Consider the following 19,165-nt stretch of genomic DNA (forward strand, 5'->3'; position numbering starts at 1 on the left):
CGGAGGAGCCCCGCACACCGAGGCCCCAAGCCGCTGGGGGCAGCGTTCCGGATCCGCGAGGGTGGAGGAGGCCCGGCGAGGTGGACGACCTGCGGCCCTTCGACTCTCCGGCCTCACCCGGCCCGCTCGCCGGTCGAGGGCCGGACGAAGATGCAGGAGCGACGAGCTGGGCACGGGGGTGTCCCGACATGCATTCGGCGTCCCCATCGACTCCCCGGGCCGGTCACGACTCGGGTCGGGATCCGGTCTCGCCACGGACGACGACGACCGGGCAGTGCGCGTGGTGGACGCAGTGCAGGCTGACCGAGCCGAGTAGTGCTCCGGTGAAGCCGCCGTGTCCGCGGTTTCCCACGACGAGCAGGTGCGCGCCGTCGGCGGATTCGAGGAGGGCGGTGGCGGGGTGGCCCTGGACGACGTGCTGTCGGATCTGGACCCGAGGGGCGCCGGCCCCCGTCTCGCTCACGGCGTCGGCCAGAGCCTGACGGGCGTTGTCCTCGAAATCGAACGCCTGGAGACCAGGTGCGGGCCAGCCGTATCCGACGGGATACTGCCAGGCGATCACCGCATCCACGGTGGCCCCGGTGGCCTCGGCATAGCGGGTTGCCCAGGCCAGCGCGGCCCTGGAAGGCGGAGATCCGTCCACTCCCACGACGATCCTGGCCGGTCGTTCGTCCTTCTCGTTCATCGCACATCTCCACGTTCGTGTCGTTCGGCGGTCGTTCGGCGCCTCTGTCGTCCGGGCCGGCCGCTGGGTGGTGGCGGTGCTCCTGGCGCTCTCCTCGTCGGTTCTCGGTACGGGCACGGCCGGCTCGCCGGGTGGGCGCCATGTCAGCAGCGTTCTTCGGCCGTGGCCACGGCGCGCTTCACCGCGGCGAAGCTGTCCGGGGTGACGGAGATCGAGTCGATCCCGGCCTGGACCAGGAACCGGGTGAAGTCCGGGTCGTTGCTGGGGCGTTGGCCGCAGAGGCCGACGTGGCGACCGGCCGCGTGGGCGGTCGCGATCAGGGACTCGATGCTGCGGGTCACGGCCGGGTCGCGCTCGTCGAAGAGGTGGGCCAGCAGAGCGGAGTCGCGGTCGACGCCCAGGGTGAGCTGGGTGAGGTCGTTGCTGCCGATGGAGAAGCCGTCGAAGCGTTCGGCGAACTGCTCGGCGAGCAGCACGTTGGCCGGGATCTCGGCCATGACGTACACCCGCAGGCCGTTCGCGCCTCGGGTGAGCCCGTTGTCGGCCATCACGGACAGGACCCGGTCGGCCTCCTGAGGGGTGCGGCAGAACGGGATCATCACCACGACGTTGGTCAGCCCGAGTTCGTCCCGGGCCCGGCGCAGCGCCCGGCACTCCAGGGCGAAGCCCTCGCGGTAGCCGGGGTCGTAGTAGCGGCTCGCGCCGCGCCAGCCGATCATCGGGTTGGACTCGACGGGTTCGAAGGGAGCGCCGCCGATGAGCCTGGCGTACTCGTTGGTCTTGAAGTCACTGGTGCGCACCACCACCGGGTCCGGCCAGCGGGAGGCGGCGATCCGGGCGACGCCTCGGGCGAACCGGTCGACGAAGTAGTCGGTACGGTCCGGGTAGCCGTACGCCAGCTCGTCCACCAGCCGCCGGTCCTCGGCGGACAGCCGCTCGGGGTGGACCAGGGCCATCGGGTGGACGCGCACCTGGTGGGCGACCACGAACTCGGTACGGGCCAGGCCCACGCCGTCCGCCGGCAGCCGCCACCAGCGGAAGGCGGCACCCGGGTCGGCGAGGTTGAGCATCACCTTGGTCCGGGTGGCAGGAAGCGAGCCGAGATCGATCTCGGTCGCCTCGAAGGCGACCCGGCCCGCGTAGACGTGACCCTCCGCGCCTTCGGCGCAGGAGACCGTGACCTCCCGCCCGTCGGCCAGTACGGCCGTCGCCGACCCGGTGCCGACCACCGCCGGCACGCCCAGCTCCCGGCTGACGATCGCGGCGTGCGAGGTGCGCCCGCCGTGGTCGGTGACGATTGCGGCCGCGCGCTTCATCAGCGGCTCCCAGTCCGGGTCGGTGATCTCCGTGACCAGGACGGCGCCCTGCGGGAAGCGCTCCAGCCCGACCGGCTCGGCGAGCGCGCACACCGGTCCGGCACCGACCGCCTCGCCCACCGCGATGCCGTCCACCAGCCGCTCGCCCGTTCCGGTCAGGCGGAAGCGGCGCAGCACCTCGCCGTGTCGGCGGGACTGCACGGTCTCCGGCCGCGCCTGGACGAGGAACAGCTGCCCGGTGATGCCGTCCTTGGCCCACTCCAGGTCCATCGGGCAGCCGTAGTGTTCCTCGACTGCCACCGCCCACTCGGCGAGGGTGCGGACGTCGCCCTGGCCGAGTACCGGGCGGGCCCGCTCGTCCTCGTCGGTGTCGACGGTCGTGGTCGAGCCGCCCTCGCCGTACACCGCCTTGAGGCGCTTCGCGCCCAGCTGCACTTGGAGCACGGGGTCGAGGTGGTGGTCCTTGAGAACCGGCTTGAACACCGTGTACTCGTCCGGGTCCACCTGGCCGCTGACCACCGTCTCGCCCAGCCCCCACGCGGCGCTGATGACCACCACGCCCGGGAAGCCGGTCTCGGTGTCCAGGGTGAACACCACGCCCGCGCCCGCGAGGTCGGAGCGCACCATCAGCTGCACCCCGACCGACAGGGCCAGGGAGAGGTGGTCGAAGCCCATCCGCTCGCGGTAGTCGATCGCCCGGTCGGTGAACAGCGAGGCGTAGCAGCGGCGGCAGGCGTCCAGCAGGGCGTCGGCACCGCGGACGTTGAGGAAGGTCTCCTGCTGGCCGGCGAAGCTCGCCTCCGGCAGGTCCTCCGCGGTGGCGCTGCTGCGCACCGCGACATCGGGGTCGGTGCGCCCGGCCTCGCGGGCGAGGTCCCCGTACGCCGCGACGACCTCGCGCGCGAGGGCGGTCGGAAGCGGAGCGGCCAGGACGGCGGAGCGGATCGCGGCGCCGACCTCGGGCAGCGGAACGCCCTTGTGGAGCAGGCCGACCTGCTCGGCGATCCGCTCACGCAGACCACCTGCGTCGAGCAGCTCGCGATAGGCGTCCGCAGTTGTGGCGAAGCCGTCCGGCACCCGGACTCCCGTCGGGCCGAGACCGGTGATCAACTCGCCGAGCGAGGCGTTCTTGCCGCCCACCAGGCCGACGTCCTCGCGGCCGAGTTCACGGAAGCGGATGACACGGCGCATGGCAGCCTCCAGGCAAGTCGAGGGCTCTGTCCCTGCCACTGTCCGTCGGCGGTGGAGGGAGCTTCGAGAGGCGTGCGCCCTCGGTTACCGGCCCGACCGGCCGCCGAATCAGGGCCGTTCGGCCCAACGCAGCACGGACTGGGCGCGGGGCCGCCACGGGAGAGAGGCAGTGGGGCGGCGCAGGACAGCGGCTCACCTCGTCCGGTGACCGTGCTCCGTGGAGATCCGGTGGGCGTGCGCGACGATCTCGGCGGCCGCGTGCTCTCCGACGCCGAGGGCGTGGGTGAGCCGGTGGGCGCTCCAACCGTGCCGCGCGAGCAGGATCGGAAGCGGGTGGTGCGGGCTCGGCGGACCTGGCAGCGGTGTCACCGGCGCGGGCGGGGTTTCGGGTGGGGGCTCGGTCGCACGGCGGCGGACGATCGCACGGCGCAGTTCGTCCGCTCCCCAGACAAGGAACGGGAAGGGTGCCACGACGAGGACTTGGGCGGGAGAGAGGGCGGCGGTGCCGAACACGCGCTGCAGCGCGGGGAGGTAGACGACGGCGGCGGCGAACGCGAGGGAGAAGCCGATGCCGCCGAGAAGTTGGCGGTTGCCGAGGACGCCGACGGCTCGCAGCGCCGCCCGGTCGGTCCGGGCGGCGAAGGCGGTGCCGATCTGGCAGGCGACGATACCCAACCAGGCCACGGTGGTGGCCTGCTGGTACGGCAGGTGCAGCGCGGTGCCCCGGCCGGTCGGGTCGCCGGGGTGCCAGCCGGCGAGGGCGAGGGTGAGGAAGAAGCCACCCATGACCAGTGCGGCGGAGATCAGACCGAGGAAGCCCCACGCCCTGGCGAGCATGGCCGGCTGGATCACCTTCTCCGCGCGGGGCCGGGGCGGCCGGTCCATCAGGCCCGGTTCGGCGCGCTCACGGCCGAGGGCCAGGGCCGGGAGCGTGTCGGTGCCGAGGTCGATGGCGAGGATCTGCATCACCGTGAGGGGCAGGGGTACGGCGCCGCCGGCGAGGGCGAAGACCAGGAACGGGACGACCTCGGGAACGGCGTGGGTGAAGATGTAGACGATGAACTTGCGGATGTTGTCGTAGGTGCGTCGCCCCTCCTCGACGGCCGCGATGATGGTGGCGAAGTCGTCGTCGGTGAGCACCATGGTGGCGGCCTCCCGGGCGACTTCGGTGCCGGAGCGGCCCATGGCGACGCCGATGTCGGCGCGGCGCAGGGCGGGCGCGTCGTTGACGCCGTCGCCGGTCATGGCGACGGTGTGGCCTTCGGCCCGCAGTGCGTCGGCGATGCGCAGTTTGGCCTCGGGTGAGGTCCGGGCGAAGATCACCTCCTCGCCGCGGGCCAGCAAGGCGTCCAGACGGTCGTCGGCCATCGCGTCGAGTTCGGTGCCGGTGACGATGCGCATGCCGCGGTGGCCGATGCCGACCTGCTCGGCGACGGCCGCGGCGGTCAGGCCGTTGTCGCCGGTGACCACGTGGACGGTGATCCCCGCCCGGTGGGCCCTCCGGATGGCGTCGGCCACCTCGGGCCTCGGCGGGTCGGACATGGCGACCAGGCCGATCAGGCAGAGGTCGTGCTCGGCGTCCTCGCGGCGGTTCGGTAGCGGCTGCCCGGGAGCGAGGGCACGGCGCGCGACGGCCAGGACGCGCAGGCCGCGCGCCGCGAGCTCGCCGACTTCGTTGACCACCTCCGTACGGTCGGCCGCGTTGATCGGGCGCTCGACGCCGTGGTCGAGCAGCCCGGTGGTGTGGGTGAGCACCTCCTCCGGGGCGCCCTTCGTGTGCAGGACGACCGAGCCGTCACGGGCGTCCGCGGTGGTCATCAGCTTGATACGCGGGTCGAATCGGAACAGGGCCCGTCGTTCCTCGTCCCGTCGAGACGGTGTGCGATCGCTTCCCAGACGGGCGGACAGGTCGAGGAGGGCGAGTTCGGTCGGGTCTCCGTGACCCGCCGCCGGGTCGGCGGTGGTGCAGGTGGCGGCCGCTTCGGCGAGTGGCAGGGCTTCGCTGTCCGGTACGGGGGTGCCGTTCGTCGCGGCTCCGGGGGTCCACACCTCCGTGACCCGCATGCGGTTCTCGGTCAGCGTTCCGGTCTTGTCGGTACAGATCACCGTGGTCGAGCCGAGGGTCTCCACGGCGGACAGCCGCTTGACCACCGCACCGCGCCGGGCGAGGTCGCGAACGCCTGAAGCGAGCGCCAGGGTGATCGTCGGCAGCAGGCCCTCGGGCACGTTGGCGACGAGCAGTCCGACGGCGAACGCCACGGACGCCGTCAGGGAGAGGCCGGCCGCCAAGCCCATCGGCAGGAACGCGAGTCCGACTCCGACCGCGATCACCGCGATCAGCCGGGCGACCCGCTTGACCTGCTGTTCCAGCGGGCTCTCCTCGCGCCGGGTGCGCTGGCTGAGGGCGGCGATCCGGCCGAGCTCGGTGTGCATGCCCGTTGCCGTCACCACCGCCACGGCCGCTCCGCCGGTGCACGCGGCGCCGGAGAAGAGCAGGTCACGGGCGTTCAGCAGCGGCCCGGATCCGTCCGTGAACTCGGCGGAGCGGAACACGGGTACGGACTCGCCGGTCAGCGCCGAGAGGTCGACCTCCACCCCGCCCGAGAGCAGGCGTGAGTCCGCCGAGACCCGGTCGCCCTCCTCGACCACCAGGACGTCGCCCGGCACCAGCTCGGTGGCCGGCACGGACCGTCGCCGGCTCTCGCGGACCACCGTCGCGTCGTCGGGCAGGAACCCGGCGAGGGCCTCCACGGCGCGTTCGGCCTGCCGCTCCTGCGCGAAGGCGAGCAGGGCGTTCAACCCGACCACCGCGAGGATCGCGCCTGTCAGGTTCGGGGCACCACTGACGCCCGCCAGTGCGGCGGCGCAGAGGAGCAGCAGCGCGAGCGGATGGGTGAACTGGTGCGCGAGCTCGCGCGGCCAGCGGCGGCCCTCGCGTCGTACGAGCGTGTTGGGCCCGTAGACGGTCAGCCGGCGGGCAGCCTCGCGCTCGCTCAGGCCGTCGGGCGAGGTGCGCAGGTCGCGAAAGAGCAGGGCGAGGGGCTCACGGGGCTCGGGGGTCGCCTCAGCTGTTCCAAGTGGGGCGGCCCGGGGCGCGGCCCGGCTGTCGCCGGCCGTGATCAGACCGTCCTGCGGGTCCGGTTCCACCTGCGGTCAGACCAGCTTGGCGCCCCAGGCACGGGCGCGGTCGAGTTCGCCGGCCCGCAGCGGCCCGTCGTTGCGTTCCACGATGAAGCCCTCGGGTTCGGCGACGACGTCGTAGTGGCGGTGGGCGAGCCGGTGGGCGATACCGTTGGCGGCGCCGCCGGCCCGGGGCATGTCGACCCGGGTGTCGAAGGCGGCGGCGTGGACGCCGTCTCCGGTCTTCGGCAAGTCGTGGAACCAGGTCCGAAGACCCGGGCCCTCCACGGCCTCCCGCGCCTCGGCGGCGGCCTCCTCGTGTCCTTCCTCGTGTGCCTCGGCTGCGGCGGCCATCCGGCGGCTGATCCCGGAGGACATGCCGTGCATGTGCGTCGGGCCGCCGACCACCAGCAGGTCCGCGGAGCGGGTGAGCTCGGCATCGGCCTCGGCCACCGGGAGGCAGTCCACGGCTGCCCCGGGGTCGGCTCGGTGGACGCCTTCGGCGATCGCCTCGGCGATCTCCCGGGTGTTGCCGTACATGCTCTCGTACACGATCACGGTGTGCATGGTCTCCACCTTTCGTCGGCTCCAGCCTCGCGCCCTGATCCGGGGCGGAGATGGGCCGTTCGGGCCGGATCGGGCAGCCGGACGGTCCCGCAGCCGTGCGGGGCGATCTCGACCAGTTCGAGCCGACCCCGTCCAGCTGGCAACGAGCGGGCTGGTTCAGCGCGGGGAAGCGGGCACGGTGATGATCGGGCAGTGCGCGCGGTGCAGCAGGCCGTGGGGTACCGAGCCGAGCCTCATGCCGGTGAACCCGCCGCTTCCCCGGCGGCCGACGACCACGGCGAGGGCGTGCTCGGAGGCCTTGGCGAGTTCCTCGACCGGGTGGCCGCGGACCAGCTCGTGGGTCACGGTGACATCGGGGGCACGCTCGTGGCGCCCCGCGGTGGACTCGAAGAGCAGCCGGCGCAGGATCTGCTCGGTGGCGGCCTCGTCGAGGTTGCCGACCGGCGGCCGCCGCCAGACCCAGAGGACCCGCAGGGCCGCCCGGCGTTCGGCGGCGAAGTCGAAGGCGAAGTCGACGGCGTGCTCCGAGGACGGGCTGCCGTCCACGCCCAGGACGACGTACGGCGGGTCCTGGGTGGTGTGCTCCGGGTCGCGGACCACGACCACCGGGCAGTGGGCCTGGGCGCTCACCGGGACGGCGACCGAGTAGGCGCTCAGTGCCTCTTCGGCCCGGCCCAGCCGACGGGAGCCGAGCACGACGAGCGCGGCATCCCGGGATTCGTGGCACAGCGCCGGGGCTGGGAAGTCCTCGGGGACATCGGTCGTCAGCTCCAGCCCCGGGTGGCGCTCCCAGGCCACGGACCCGGCCCGGTCGAGGGCTCGCTCGGCCCGTTCGAGCAGGGCCTTGTGGTAGCGGTCCTCGTCGACGTGCCGGAACCCCCGGTACAGCGGCGGGACGGCGTGCACCAGTCGCAGCGACAGGCCCCGGCGATCGGCTTCGTCGGCGGCCCAGGCGGCGGTCATCCGGCCGGTGTCGTCCGCGTCGACACCGAGGACGACGGAACGGCCGGGGCTGTCGGAGCTCGCGGGTGTCATGGCGGTCCTCCTCGGTTCGGCATTCGCGGACCTGCCTTTACGCTAGGCACCGGTCCGAGCCCGCCGCGAGGGCCGACCGGCCCCGCCGCAGCAGACCGTCGGGCCCAGCGCGGCCAGTCGGCCGTCGGAAGCGATGGCGATTCCGGGTTCCTAGATCCCCTGTTTGCGCAGCCGGGCCGTCGCGAAGCCTGCGAGCCCGGCGGCTCCGGGGGCGGTGAGGTCGCTCCAGGACAGCGGCGCGGTGTCCAGTACGTCGCGCAGGAACGGCAGGTAGAGGGCGGCCGCCGCGAGTGCGGCGGAGGTGAGGACGGCCAGCGGGAGGAAGAGGTTCGCGCGGGTCAGCAGGCGTTCGCGCAGCCCGAGGACGGTGCCGAGCTGGGCCGTCAGCAGGGCGAGGAACAGGACGGTCTGCCACGGGCGGCCATCGCCGTGGGCCCAGAGCCCGGCGCCGAGCGAGGCTGCTGCGACGACGAGGCCGAGCAGCAGCACCCGCTGCCACACGCCCGAGCCGAGGATGTGCTGGTGCGGCGGGCGCGGGGGCCGGGTCATCGCGCCGGGGGAAACGGGCTCGGCGCCCATGGCGACGCCGGTGAGGCCGTGGGTGAGCAGGTTGATCCAGAGGATCTGGCCTGCCCGCAGCGGCAGTGCGAGGCCGAAGAGCGGTCCGGCCAGCATCACCAGGATCTCTGCCGCACCGCCGGCCAGCCCGAAGACCAGGAAGCGGCGGATGTTGTCGTAGACCCGGCGGCCCTCCTCCACCGCGCCGACCACGGTGGCGAGTTCGTCGTCGGCGAGGACCAGGTCGGCGGCCTGGCGGGCGACTTCGGTGCCACGCCGGCCCATGGCGACGCCGATGTCCGCCTGGCGCAGGGCGGGACCGTCGTTGACGCCGTCGCCGGTCATCGCGGTGACGGCGCCCCGGGCGCGCCAGGCCTGGACGATGTCCAGTTTCTGTCGGGGGTCGGTGCGGGCGAAGATCCGTGCCCGGGTGAGGTCGGTGACCGCTCCGGTGGCGATGGCCTGCCCGTTGACCACGACCTCCGGTCCGGCGCCCGGTTCGAGCAGGCCGACCCGGACGGCCAGGGCGCGGGCGGTGGCGGGGTGGTCGCCGGTGATCAGGACGGGAAGGATGCCGGCGCGGCGGCAGGTGGCCAGGGTGGCGGCCGCCGACGGCTTGGGCGGGTCGGCCAGGGCGGTCAGGCCGAGCAGCCGCAGGCCGTGTTCGGCCTCCTCGGGCGGCTGCGGCAGGCGATCGAGGTGCCCCTTGGCCACGGCGAGCACCCGGTAGCCCTCGGCGGCGAGGGCGGCGGCCGCCCGTCGGGCCCGCTCCAGCAGTTCCGGCGGGTCGGCCAGGACGGCGGGGTCGAGGACCGCCTCTGGGGCGCCCTTGAGGCAGGCCACGAGGGCTCCGTCACGCCTGCGCTGGACGGTGCTCATTCTCTTGCGGGTGCTGTCGAACGGAGTCTCGGCGACCCGGGCATGGGTCTCCCGCAACTGTCGGTAGTCGAGGCCCGCTTTGGCGGCGGCCGTCAGCAGGGCGGCTTCGGTGGGATCGCCGAGCGCTCCCCATTGGCCGTCCTTGTCCGTCGGGGGCCGCAGGGCGGCGTCGTTGCACAGCGCGGCGGCGGTGAGCAGACTCTTCACCTCGTCGTCGGGGGTTCCGTCGATCCGGATCCCACCGGCCGGTCCGTACCCGGGACCGGTCACGGTGGCCGTGGAATGCGGTGTCCAGAGGCGCTCGACGACCATGCGGCCCTCGGTGAGCGTGCCGGTCTTGTCCGTCGCCAGCACGGTGACCGAGCCGAGCGTCTCCACGGCCGGCAGCCGCCGGACCACGGCGTGGCGGGCGGCCATCCGGCGCGCGCCCAGGGCGAGGGCGAGCGTGACGACGGCCGGCAGCGACTCGGGCACGGCGGCGACCGCAAGGCTGATGGCCGTCACCCCCATCTCGCCGGGCGGCTGCTGCCGGAGCAGGCCGAGGACGAAGACCAGCGCGCAGAGTCCTATCGCCACGGCGGCCAGCACCCGTCCGAGCCCGGCCAGCCTCCGCTGGAGCGGCGTGGGTTCGGGCCGGGGCCGCAGCATGGCGGCGATCCGGCCGAGCGTGCTGTCGGCGCCGGTGGAGGTGACCACGGCCAGGGCGCGGCCCCTCAGCACGACCGTCCCCGCCCGGACCCTGTCTTCCCCCGGGGCCCCGGGTTCGACCGACTTGGGCACCGGCAGGGACTCGCCGGTCAGCATCGATTCGTCGAGCAGGAGCGCTGCCGCCTCGGTGAGCCGGGCGTCGGCCGGCACGATGTCCCCCTCGGCGAGGGCGACGACGTCTCCCGGGACGATCTCGGCCGACGACACCGTGCGCTGCACCCCGTCACGCACCACCAGAGCGGCCGGGGCGGAGAGTCGGGAGAGTGCTGCGACGGCGCTCTCCGCCCGGACCTCCTGGACCACGCCCACGCTGGTGTTGATCACGATGACCAGCGTGATGACGATCGCGTCCGGGTGGTCGCCGATCGCCAGTGTCAGTGCGACGGCTGCGAGCAGCACGGTGATCAGGGGATCCCGGAGCTGGTCGGCCACCCGGGCCCACAGCGGCACCCGGTGGTCGGCCGCGACCTCGTTGCGGCCGTGCTCGGCGAGCAGTCGCGCGGCCTCGGTACTGGTGAGTCCACGCGCTGGGGCACGGGCTGCGACTGTCACGGCGGTGGCCCGTCAGTCGGCGAAAAGGTGCGGATGGGGCGGCGCGGTAGCGGCGGCCTCGGGATGATGGCGGAAGTGGTGGATCTGTGCGTCCGGACCGGGGAAGTACTCCGTCACCCGGCCGTCCTCCGACCAGCGCACGTCGTACGGCGGGCTGCCGTCCGGATGGTGCAGGCCGACGATCTCGCCGTCCCTGCGCGCGGCGCCCGGCCGGGTGCCCTGGACGATGATGCGGTCTCCGACGGCGGCTCTCATGGCGTCCTCCCTGACTCGGTGCGGGGCCGGGGCGCGGCCGCCGTCCACCTCCTATCGCACCACCGGGCACCGGGCCGGGGCTGGGGCCGGTCGGTCCCTGATCCCGGGCCCGTCAGACCCTCGGGGAACCGCGGCGGGCTCGCCAGACTGATCCGTGAGAACAGAAGCCGCCCGACACCGAGGAGGCGCGCCATGTTCGCCGCAGCCGCCACGCACAGGCGCCCCGTATCGCGCACGTCCCTGCGCGGGCACGTCCGCCGGGCTGCCGGCCGTGACCACAACCCGCTCTGCCGTCCGCTCGACCGGGCGTACAGCCGCCTGGTGACCGGGGCGGCGCTGATGGTGCTCGTCACGTTGGTGCTGGCTGCGGTCGCCGCCCTCCTGGTGTACCGCTCGGAGGCGCACGACGCGGCGCAGACCGCCCGCCACCGGCATGTCGTCACCGCCGTCACGACGGGTCCCGCGCAGTCGGACGACCCCAGGGCGGGCAGCGCGCGGGAGCACGCCCCGGCGCGGTGGACGTACCCGATCGGGCCCGGTGCGGGCAGCATCCCCGTGCCGGACGGCACGACGACCGGCGCGGCGCTCCCGGTCGGGCTGAACGACGCCGGGCAGCCGGTCGGCGCCCCCCGGTCGAACGGACTGCTCGTCTCGGACGCCGTCCTGGTGGGTGTCGGCGCGGTCACCGCGCTCGGATTCGGTACGGAGGGCTGGGTCGCCCTGCGCCGCCGTCGGCTGGACCGGCGGGCGGAGGCGGACTGGGAGTCCGCGTGGGAGCAGGTGGAACCCGGGTGGTCCGGGCGGCGGTGAGGTCCTGGCTACAGGTGGAAGCGCCGGGTCTCGCCCGGCCGGATCGTCGCCTCGGCCCCGCGCAGGCGGATGCGGACCGGTTCCTGGCGGTCCTCGCGCAGACTCACCGTGACCGTGCGGCGGTCGACGGAGATTCCCAGGCCCCAGTGGCCCCGGTAGCGCAGGTCCAGGTCGAGCCGGCCGAGGGCGGAGGGCAGGTGCGGGTCGAGCCAGAGGGCGTCCTCGCGGACCTCCAGGCCGGTGTAGCAGCGCTGGAGGAGGTCCACCGCGCCCGCCATGGCGCCCAGGTGGACGCCTTCGGCCGTCGTGCCGTGCTGGCTGTCCCGGAGATCGGCCACCAGGGCGTCACGGAAGTACCGCCAGGAGGCTCGGCGGTCGGAGCGGGTGAGCACCCAGGCGTGCACCACCGAGCTGAGCGTCGAGCCGTGGACCGTGCGCCGCAGGTAGTAGTCGGTCGTGCGGCGCAGCAGCTCGTGGCCGGCCGGGTGGCCGAGGCGCCGTAGCAGGTCGCGTACTTCGCGGGCGGAGAAGAGGTACCAGAGCATCAGCGCGTCGGCCTGCTTGGAGGCCTTGTAGCGGTTGACGGTGTCGCCCTCGGCTTCCAGGATCCGGTCGAGTCGGCGCAGGTCGGGGTAGCGGAGCCGGTAGGCCGTCCAGTCGAGTTCGGCGAGCCGCTCGTAGCCGTCGAACTGGCTGAGGACCCCTTCGTGGAAGGGGACGTTCAGGCGCCGACCGACGTCCTGCCAGCGTTCGAGCTCCGCGTCGTCGAGGGCCAGGCGCTCGCGCAGTTCGTCGCGTCGGTAGCCGGGCAGGACGTCCAGGGCGTCCTGGGCGCGGGCCAGCACCCAGGAGGCCAGCACGTTGGTGTAGGCGTTGTCGTCGAGTCCCGGCCGGTCCGCCCACGGGTAGGCGTCGTGGTACTCGTCGGGGCCGAGGACGCCGCGGATCGACCAGCGCTCCCGGGGCCGGTCGTAGGAGGCGGCCGAGGACCAGAAGCGGGCGATCTCCAGCAGCGTCTCGGCGCCGGCCGTGGCCAGGAAGTCCCGGTCCCCGGTTGCCTGGTAGTACTGCCAGATGTTGTAGGCGACCGCCGAGCCGACGTGGCGCTGCAGGTGACTGTGATCGGGCAGCCAGCGGCCGGACAGCGGGTTGACGTGCAGTTGCTGGGACTCCTCGCTGCCGTCGCTCGCGCTCTGCCACGGGTACATCGCTCCGCGCAGTCCAGCTTCGCGGGCCTCTCGGCGGGCGGCGTGGAGGCGGCGGTGGCGGTAGCGCAGCACGGCCCGGGCCAGTTCGGGGAAACGCAGGTTGAGCAGCCGGAGGACGAACAGCTCGTCCCAGAAGACGTGCCCCCGGTACGCCTCGCCGTGCAGTCCCCGGGCGGGAATGCCGACGTCGAGGTCGACGGAGTGCTCCGAGTAGGCCTGCAGCAGATGGAACAGGTTCAGGTGCAGTGGACCGGCGCCGTCGAAATCGGCATCGATCCCGCAGCGGCGCCACAACTCCGCCCACCGCAGGGCGTGTTCGGCGAGCAGCTGCCCGAAGTCGCCGGCCTCGGCGGCGAGCCGGCGGGAGGCGCGCAGCGGGGTCCCGATCGCCCGGTCGCGGGAGGTGTGCACGGCGACCGTCTTCGTGACGGTGACGGACCGGCCCGGTTCGGTGTCCAGGGTGAGGAGGTGGGCCGCCCAGCCCTCGCGGCACTCGGCCGCCGGCTCCGCGGCAGCGGCCGTCGTCCGGCAGCAAAGAGCGATCCGCAAGGGCGAGTTGACAGCCTCGACTTCGAGTCGGAGCAGCCCCGCAGCGTCCGCCCCCTGTCCGGCCGGCAGAAGGTGACGCGAGGCCAGCCCCCGGTAGCGGGCGACCCCCGTGTTGGCCACGTTGCCGTCCAGGCCCGAGCGGACCTGCAGCGGGCCGGACCAGTTCTCCGGCGTGAAGCTGCTCTCCAGGGCGAGCAGGTGCGGCTGGGCCTGGCTGGCGATGCGGCGCTGTACGAGCCGGGTCCGCCGTCCCTGCTCGTCGACGACGAGGGCGGTGCGGGTGAGCAGCCCCCGTCGCAGGTCCAGCTCCAGCACCTGCTCGGCCGGCGGTCCGGTGAACCACGATCCGCCCACCGGCCGGAACGTCAGCGGCAGCCAGTTCGGGCCGTTGATCAGGTCCTCGTTGCCGATCACCCGCCCGGCGACCGTCGACTCCGCCCGGTCGTAGCAGCCCGCCAGGTACGTCCCCGGGTAGTGCACCCCGTCGGCCACCGCCTCCGGCGCGGCGCCCCGGCTGACCACGTACCCGTTGCCGAGCGCGCACAGCGCCTCCCGTAGCCCCTCCTCAACCGGGTCGAAGCCCTCGTAGCGGAGCGTCCACGGGTCCGGCATGTCGGGATACCCCGCGGGTGGGTCTGGTGCCACGAGGTGACCTCCCGTGCCGACTGGCCTGCCTCCAGTCTGCCCACCCGGCTGCCGCGCCGCCTCACGCCGGTCGGCGGGGGCGGCCAGGGCCGGTCGGCCCTTCCACCGGCCTGGGCGGGCGCGGAGGCTGGAACGGAGCAGGAGGTGCGCCATGCCGACCGTTCCACCGCATACCAGCGCCGAGGCCCTGCTGGCCGACGGCACCACGGTCGAACTCCGGCCGCTCGGCCCGGACGACCACCGCGCCGTGCTCGCCCTGCACGCCGAAGGGATGTCGGAGGAGAGCCGCCGGCTGCGGTTCTTCGGGGTCAGCCGCAACGCGCCCGTGCGGGCCGCCGACCGGCTGTGCGCGCCGAGGCCGGGGCTGCTGGCGCTCGGCGCCTGGGCCGGCGAGGACCTGGTCGGCGAGGCGGACTGCGAGCGGCTGGACCACCCGGCGGAGACCGCCGAACTGGCCCTCGCGGTGGCCGACCGCTGGCACCACCGAGGAGTGGCGACCCTGCTGCTGGAACACCTGGTGCACCGCGCCCGGGCGGATGGCATCCGCTTCTTCGAAGCCGACACCCTGTTCGGCAACCGCGCCGTCCACCAGGTCTTCGCCGACCTCGGGCTACCCGTCGAGCGCCGTTACACCCAGGGCGAGGTCAGGATCCGGGTACCGCTGGAGGAGAGCGACGAGCGCTACCGCTCAGCCGTGGACGAACGCGGCCGCCTCGCCGACATCGCGAGCCTCACGGCCCTGCTGCGCCCGGGCTCGGTCGCGGTGGTCGGGGCGTCCCGGCGGCCGGGTTCGGTCGGACGGACCGTCCTCGGGAAGATCCGGCGGGGCGGCTTCACGGGCACGGTCCGGGCCGTCAACCCGCACGCCAGGGACATCGACGGGGAGCCCGCGTATCCCTCCGTCCGTGCGCTGCCCGCCGTGCCGGACCTCGCCGTGCTGGCCGTGCCCGCCGGGGCCGTCCCCGGGGTGGCCGAGGAATGCGGCGCCGCCGGGGTCCGAGCCCTGGTGGTACTCACCTCGGGCCTCGACGCGCAGGAGGCCCGCGGGCTGATGCGCGCCTGCCGCCGGCACAGCATGCGCCTGGTCGGGCCGAACAGCCTGGGTATGGCCCAGACCGACCCGGCCGTCCGGCTGGACGCAGAGTTCGGCGGCGCCTTCCCCAGGCCGGGCACCGCCGGAGTGGCGGTGCAGAGCGGCGGCGTCGGGATCGCACTGCTCCAGCGGTTGGCCTGGCTGGGCGTCGGGGTGTCGAGCTTCGTCTCGCTCGGCGACAAGTACGACGTCAGCGGGAACGACCTCCTCCAGTGGTGGGAGGCGGACGGTCGCACCGACCTCGCGCTGCTCCACCTGGAGTCCTTCGGCAGCCCGCGCGCCTTCGCCCGAACCGCCCGCCGCGTCACCCGCACCATCCCGGTGCTCACCGTCGACGCCGGGCGCTCCACCGCCGGCCGCCGGGGCGCCGCCTCGCACACCGCGGCCGCAGCCACCCCCACCGTCACCCGCGAGGCGCTGTTCCGGCAGGCCGGCATCACCGCGACCCGCAGCATCGAGGAACTCGTCGAGGCCGCCGCGCTGCTGCACGCCCAGCCGCTGCCCGCGCCGCGCGGCGCGGTCGCCGTGGTGTCCAATGCGGGCGGCATCGGCATCCTGGCTGCGGACGCCTGCGCGGAGGCCGGACTGGAGCTGCCGGAGCTCCCGGCAGGCCTCGGTGAGCTGCTGCCGCCCGGTGCTTCCACCCGCAACCCGGTGGACACCACGGCGGCCGTACGGCCCACCGAACTCGCGCTGTTCCTCAGAGCGTTGGAGCGTGAGGAGGCGGTCGACGCCATCCTGGTCTGCCTGGTGCCGACGGCACTGCGCGAACCCTCCGGCCAGGACCCGGCACATGCGCTGCTGGAGGGCCCGGCCCGGCGCCGCGTCCCGATCGCGGCCGTACTCCTCGACCAGCAGGTGCCCGTCTGCTACCGCGGCTGCGCCGACGGTGGCCTGCTGCCGACCTACTCGGACTCCGTCGCCGCCGCCCGTGCCCTCGCCCACGCGCGGGACCGCGCCCGCTGGCTCGCCGAATCTCCGTCCGCGCCCGCCGACGCCCCGGACTGCGACGTGCACACCGCCCGCAGCCTGGTCGACGGCTACCTCACCGCCCACCCCGAGGGCGGCTGGCTCGACCCGCTGACCACCGCCGACCTCCTGGAGGCCTACGGGCTGCCGCTGACCACCTCGGTGTGGGCCCGCGACGAGCACACGGCGGTGGTGGCGGCGAACGGGCTGCGCGGCCTCGGGCACGAGCGGAAGGTGGCCCTGAAGGCGTACTGGCCGGACCAGGTGCACAAGAGCGCGGTCGGCGCCGTTCGCACCGGTCTCGCCACCGACGCCGAAGTGCGTGCCGTGTACCGGGAGTTCGATGAGCGGTTCGGCGCGGAACTGGCCGGAGCGGTGGTCCAGCCGATGGCCTCACCGGGAGTCGAACTTCTCGCCGGCGTGGTCCAGGACCAGGTGTTCGGCCCACTCGTCGTGCTCGGCATGGGCGGCACCGCCGCCGACGTCCTGGCCGACCAGGTCGCCAGGCTCGCCCCGCTGAGCGAACGCGACCTGACCACCATGGTCACCGAACTCCGGAGCGCGCCCCTGCTGACGGGCACCGGCGTGGCGCCGCCCGTGGACCTCCTGGCGGTCCGATCCGTCCTCGCCCGGCTGTCCCGGCTCGCCGAGGACTTCCCGGAGCTGGTCGAGACCGACCTCAACCCGGTCATCGCCCGTCCCGACGGTGCCGTGTGCGTGGACGCCCGGGTACGCCTCGAACGCCGCCCGTCCTTCGACCCCTACCTGCGGCGGCTACGGCGCCCCTCCGCCGCCGAAGGGCAGTGAACACCATGAGGCGCAGCATCCTCGACGGCAGCCCCGCCGACACCTTCCCGTCCGCCGACCCCACACCGTCGCCGGGTCGCACGCTCGTCCGGGACTGCATGAGCCGCCCCGGTATCGCGGTCACCCCCGGCACTGATTTCGCCACCGTCGTCGCCGTGTTGAGCGCCTCCCGCCGCGGCATCGTGCCGGTGACGGCCACCGACGGCGCCGTCGTCGGCGTGGTCGCCGCCTCCGACCTCCTCGCCGCCCACGCCGAGCGGGACCCGCAGCGGGAACTGCTCGCCCGCGACCTCATGACCGTTCCGGCCGTCACCGTCACCGAGGACGCGAGCGTCGCCGAAGCGGTGGCCCAGATCGCCGAGCACTCCCTGCACCACCTGCCCGTCGTGGACGCCGGCGGCCGCCTGGTCGGCCTGCTCTCCACCCACGACCTGCTCGACGCCCTGCGCCGAGAGGACGAGGCCATCCGCTCCGAGGCGCTCGCCATCGCCCTCACCCCGGGCAGCGGAGTCGTTCCCGGCTCGTTGCACATCCGCTGCGAACGCGGCCTGGTCTCGGTGACCGGCCGCACCCGCGCGCGCAGCGATGCCGCTGCCCTGTGCCTCCAGATCGCCCGCATCGACGGCCTGAACGCCCTCGCCGACCACCTGTCCTGGGACATCGACGACATCCAGTAGTTCTCCGCCTTCCTCGTTCACGTCGAGCCCGACGCCATCGAGCCAGCCGGCGCATTCGTCCGCCCCACCAAGGCTCGTCAGCGGATCAGCACCCGCTCGCCCGAACGCGGGACGACCGCTGTCCAGCCGAGTTCCCGGTCGATCCGGTCGCGCAGCGCCTCCGAGCCCTCGGGCTCCCCGTGCACGAGGTAGACGGCGCTGGGCGGCGCGGCCTGGCGCAGCCAGTCGATGATCTCGGCGGCGTCGGCGTGCGCGGAGAAGGCGGGGACGTTGACGACCTCGGCGCGCACCGGGACATAGGTGCCGTACATCTTCAACGTACGGGCGCCGTCGACCAGGTCGCGGGCACGGGTGCCCTCGGCGGCGTAGCCGACCACGACGACGGTGTTGCGCGCGTCGGGCAGCAGGCGGGCGAGGTGGTGGACGACTCGGCCGCCGGTGGCCATGCCGGAGGCGGAGACGATGACGGCGGGGCCATGGGCGTGGTCGAGGGCGAGGGAGTCCTGGAGGGAGTGGACCAGTGTGAAGGGTTCCGGGTCCAGGGCGGCCGGGCCCTGGGCCAGGACGTCGGGGCGCAGCTGGTCTGAACCGGCCGCGAACGCCTCCCGGTAGATCTGCAGGGTGGCCAGGGCCATCGGGCTGTCCACGTACACCGGTACGGCGGCCGGTAGCCGGCCGGACCGCCGTAGCTCGGTGAGCTGGTGCAGCACGACCTCGGTGCGGTCGACGGCGAAGGACGGAATGACGGCCGTCCCCCCGCGGGCAAGCGTCCGTTCCAGTGCGGCGGCGAACCACTCACGGGCGGCCGTCTCCTCGTGGTGACGGTGGCCGTACGTGGACTCCATCAGCAGCACGTCGGCCCCGGTGAACGGTTCCGGCGGGCGCAGCAGGGGGTGGACGGGGCGGCCGAGGTCCCCACTGACGGCGAGGGTGTGGCCGTCCTCCAGCACCAGGTGCGCCCAGGCGGAGCCGAGGATGTGTCCGGCGCGGTGCATTCGGAGCACGTTGCCGGTGGTGATCTCGACATCGGTGTCCAGCGGGACGGGGTCGAACATCCGTAGCGCGTTCTCGACGTCCTCGTCATCGTAGAGCGGCTGGGCCGGCCGGTGCTTGGACCAGCCGTGCTCGTTGGCGTGGTCCGCCTCCTCCTTCAGCAGGTGGGCGCTGTCGCGCAGGATCAGTTCGGCGATCCGGGCGGTGTCGGGGGTGGTGAGTACGGGGCCACGGAACCCATCGCGGACCAGCCGGGGCAGGTACCCGCAGTGGTCGAGGTGCGCGTGGGTGAGCACGACGGCGCGGACGTCGGCCGGGTCGAGCGGCAGCGGGCGCCGGTTCAGCCTGCGCAGGTCGGCCAGACCCTGGAAGAGGCCGCAGTCGATCATCACACGGGCGTGGTCCGTCTCGACCAGGAACTTGCTGCCGGTAACAGTGCCCACTCCGCCGAGGAAGGTCAGCAGACCGGCCCGGGGGGTGCCGGTGCTCGTCGTCATGGCCGCCTCCAGCGGGATGCGAGGTTTCCTCCCATCGTCCGGCCGCCCGGC

General features: G+C 73.8%; 12 protein-coding genes. 3 read left to right on the forward strand and 9 right to left on the reverse strand.

Annotated elements, in window-relative coordinates:
- Positions 1-223: 223 nt before the first annotated feature.
- The 7 genes from ACZ4W5_RS27235 to ACZ4W5_RS27265 all read right to left on the reverse strand — a co-directional run bounded on the left by ACZ4W5_RS27235 (position 224) and on the right by ACZ4W5_RS27265 (position 10,866).
- Positions 224-685 (reverse strand): universal stress protein, encoded by a 462-nt coding sequence (locus ACZ4W5_RS27235; RefSeq protein ID WP_360231335.1) that lies wholly within the window; start codon positions 683-685, stop codon positions 224-226.
- A gap of 143 nt (positions 686-828) precedes the next feature.
- On the reverse strand, positions 829-3,192 hold the full coding sequence (gene ppsA, locus ACZ4W5_RS27240; RefSeq protein WP_465657507.1) for a phosphoenolpyruvate synthase: 2,364 nt from the start codon (positions 3,190-3,192) through the stop codon (positions 829-831).
- A 192-nt stretch (positions 3,193-3,384) separates the two neighbouring features.
- Positions 3,385-6,339: a cation-translocating P-type ATPase gene (locus ACZ4W5_RS27245; protein WP_465657509.1), complete on the reverse strand. Its 2,955-nt coding sequence runs from the start codon at positions 6,337-6,339 to the stop codon at positions 3,385-3,387.
- Positions 6,340-6,345: 6 nt separating this feature from the next.
- The gene (locus ACZ4W5_RS27250) at positions 6,346-6,879 is read right to left on the reverse strand and encodes a flavodoxin family protein (RefSeq protein WP_360231326.1); all 534 of its coding nucleotides are present in this window, start codon (positions 6,877-6,879) and stop codon (positions 6,346-6,348) included.
- A gap of 156 nt (positions 6,880-7,035) precedes the next feature.
- Positions 7,036-7,914: a universal stress protein gene (locus tag ACZ4W5_RS27255; protein ID WP_360231323.1), complete on the reverse strand. Its 879-nt coding sequence runs from the start codon at positions 7,912-7,914 to the stop codon at positions 7,036-7,038.
- 150 nt (positions 7,915-8,064) lie between these two features.
- Complete coding sequence (locus ACZ4W5_RS27260; RefSeq protein ID WP_465657512.1) at positions 8,065-10,611, reverse strand: cation-translocating P-type ATPase; 2,547 nt, start codon at positions 10,609-10,611, stop codon at positions 8,065-8,067.
- A gap of 12 nt (positions 10,612-10,623) precedes the next feature.
- On the reverse strand, positions 10,624-10,866 hold the full coding sequence (locus ACZ4W5_RS27265) for a DUF1918 domain-containing protein (RefSeq protein WP_360244154.1): 243 nt from the start codon (positions 10,864-10,866) through the stop codon (positions 10,624-10,626).
- 192 nt (positions 10,867-11,058) lie between these two features.
- Here ACZ4W5_RS27265 and ACZ4W5_RS27270 point away from each other — a divergent pair, with 192 nt between their 5' ends.
- On the forward strand, positions 11,059-11,676 hold the full coding sequence (locus tag ACZ4W5_RS27270) for an Rv1733c family protein (protein ID WP_465657514.1): 618 nt from the start codon (positions 11,059-11,061) through the stop codon (positions 11,674-11,676).
- An 8-nt stretch (positions 11,677-11,684) separates the two neighbouring features.
- Here ACZ4W5_RS27270 and ACZ4W5_RS27275 read toward each other — a convergent pair whose 3' ends face one another.
- On the reverse strand, positions 11,685-14,045 hold the full coding sequence (locus ACZ4W5_RS27275; protein WP_465657515.1) for a glycoside hydrolase family 65 protein: 2,361 nt from the start codon (positions 14,043-14,045) through the stop codon (positions 11,685-11,687).
- Positions 14,046-14,229: 184 nt separating this feature from the next.
- Here ACZ4W5_RS27275 and ACZ4W5_RS27280 point away from each other — a divergent pair, with 184 nt between their 5' ends.
- Both ACZ4W5_RS27280 and ACZ4W5_RS27285 read left to right on the forward strand, forming a co-directional pair.
- Entirely contained in the window at positions 14,230-16,947 is a 2,718-nt protein-coding gene (locus tag ACZ4W5_RS27280) for a bifunctional acetate--CoA ligase family protein/GNAT family N-acetyltransferase (RefSeq protein ID WP_465657517.1), read from the forward strand.
- Between the two features lie 5 nt (positions 16,948-16,952).
- Positions 16,953-17,624, forward strand: a complete 672-nt coding sequence (locus tag ACZ4W5_RS27285) for a CBS domain-containing protein (protein ID WP_465657519.1) — start codon at positions 16,953-16,955, stop codon at positions 17,622-17,624.
- 77 nt (positions 17,625-17,701) lie between these two features.
- Here the strand turns inward: ACZ4W5_RS27285 and ACZ4W5_RS27290 are convergent, their stop codons facing one another.
- Positions 17,702-19,114, reverse strand: coding sequence for an MBL fold metallo-hydrolase (locus tag ACZ4W5_RS27290; RefSeq protein ID WP_360244139.1), 1,413 nt, complete (start codon positions 19,112-19,114; stop codon positions 17,702-17,704).
- Positions 19,115-19,165 lie beyond the last annotated feature (51 nt).

This window comes from Kitasatospora sp. NPDC029367 (assembly GCF_055569135.1).

Excerpts from the sequence above, each read along its gene's own strand:
- ACZ4W5_RS27235 (WP_360231335.1), bottom strand. The coding sequence starts at position 685 with ATGAACGAGAAGGACGAACGACCGGCCAGGATCGTCGTGGGAGTGGAC.
- ppsA (WP_465657507.1), bottom strand. The coding sequence starts at position 3,192 with ATGCGCCGTGTCATCCGCTTCCGTGAACTCGGCCGCGAGGACGTCGGC.
- ACZ4W5_RS27250 (WP_360231326.1), bottom strand. The coding sequence starts at position 6,879 with ATGCACACCGTGATCGTGTACGAGAGCATGTACGGCAACACCCGGGAG.
- ACZ4W5_RS27255 (WP_360231323.1), bottom strand. The coding sequence starts at position 7,914 with ATGACACCCGCGAGCTCCGACAGCCCCGGCCGTTCCGTCGTCCTCGGT.
- ACZ4W5_RS27265 (WP_360244154.1), bottom strand. The coding sequence starts at position 10,866 with ATGAGAGCCGCCGTCGGAGACCGCATCATCGTCCAGGGCACCCGGCCG.
- ACZ4W5_RS27270 (WP_465657514.1), top strand. The coding sequence starts at position 11,059 with ATGTTCGCCGCAGCCGCCACGCACAGGCGCCCCGTATCGCGCACGTCC.
- ACZ4W5_RS27275 (WP_465657515.1), bottom strand. The coding sequence starts at position 14,045 with ATGCCGGACCCGTGGACGCTCCGCTACGAGGGCTTCGACCCGGTTGAG.
- ACZ4W5_RS27280 (WP_465657517.1), top strand. The coding sequence starts at position 14,230 with ATGCCGACCGTTCCACCGCATACCAGCGCCGAGGCCCTGCTGGCCGAC.
- ACZ4W5_RS27285 (WP_465657519.1), top strand. The coding sequence starts at position 16,953 with ATGAGGCGCAGCATCCTCGACGGCAGCCCCGCCGACACCTTCCCGTCC.
- ACZ4W5_RS27290 (WP_360244139.1), bottom strand. The coding sequence starts at position 19,114 with ATGACGACGAGCACCGGCACCCCCCGGGCCGGTCTGCTGACCTTCCTC.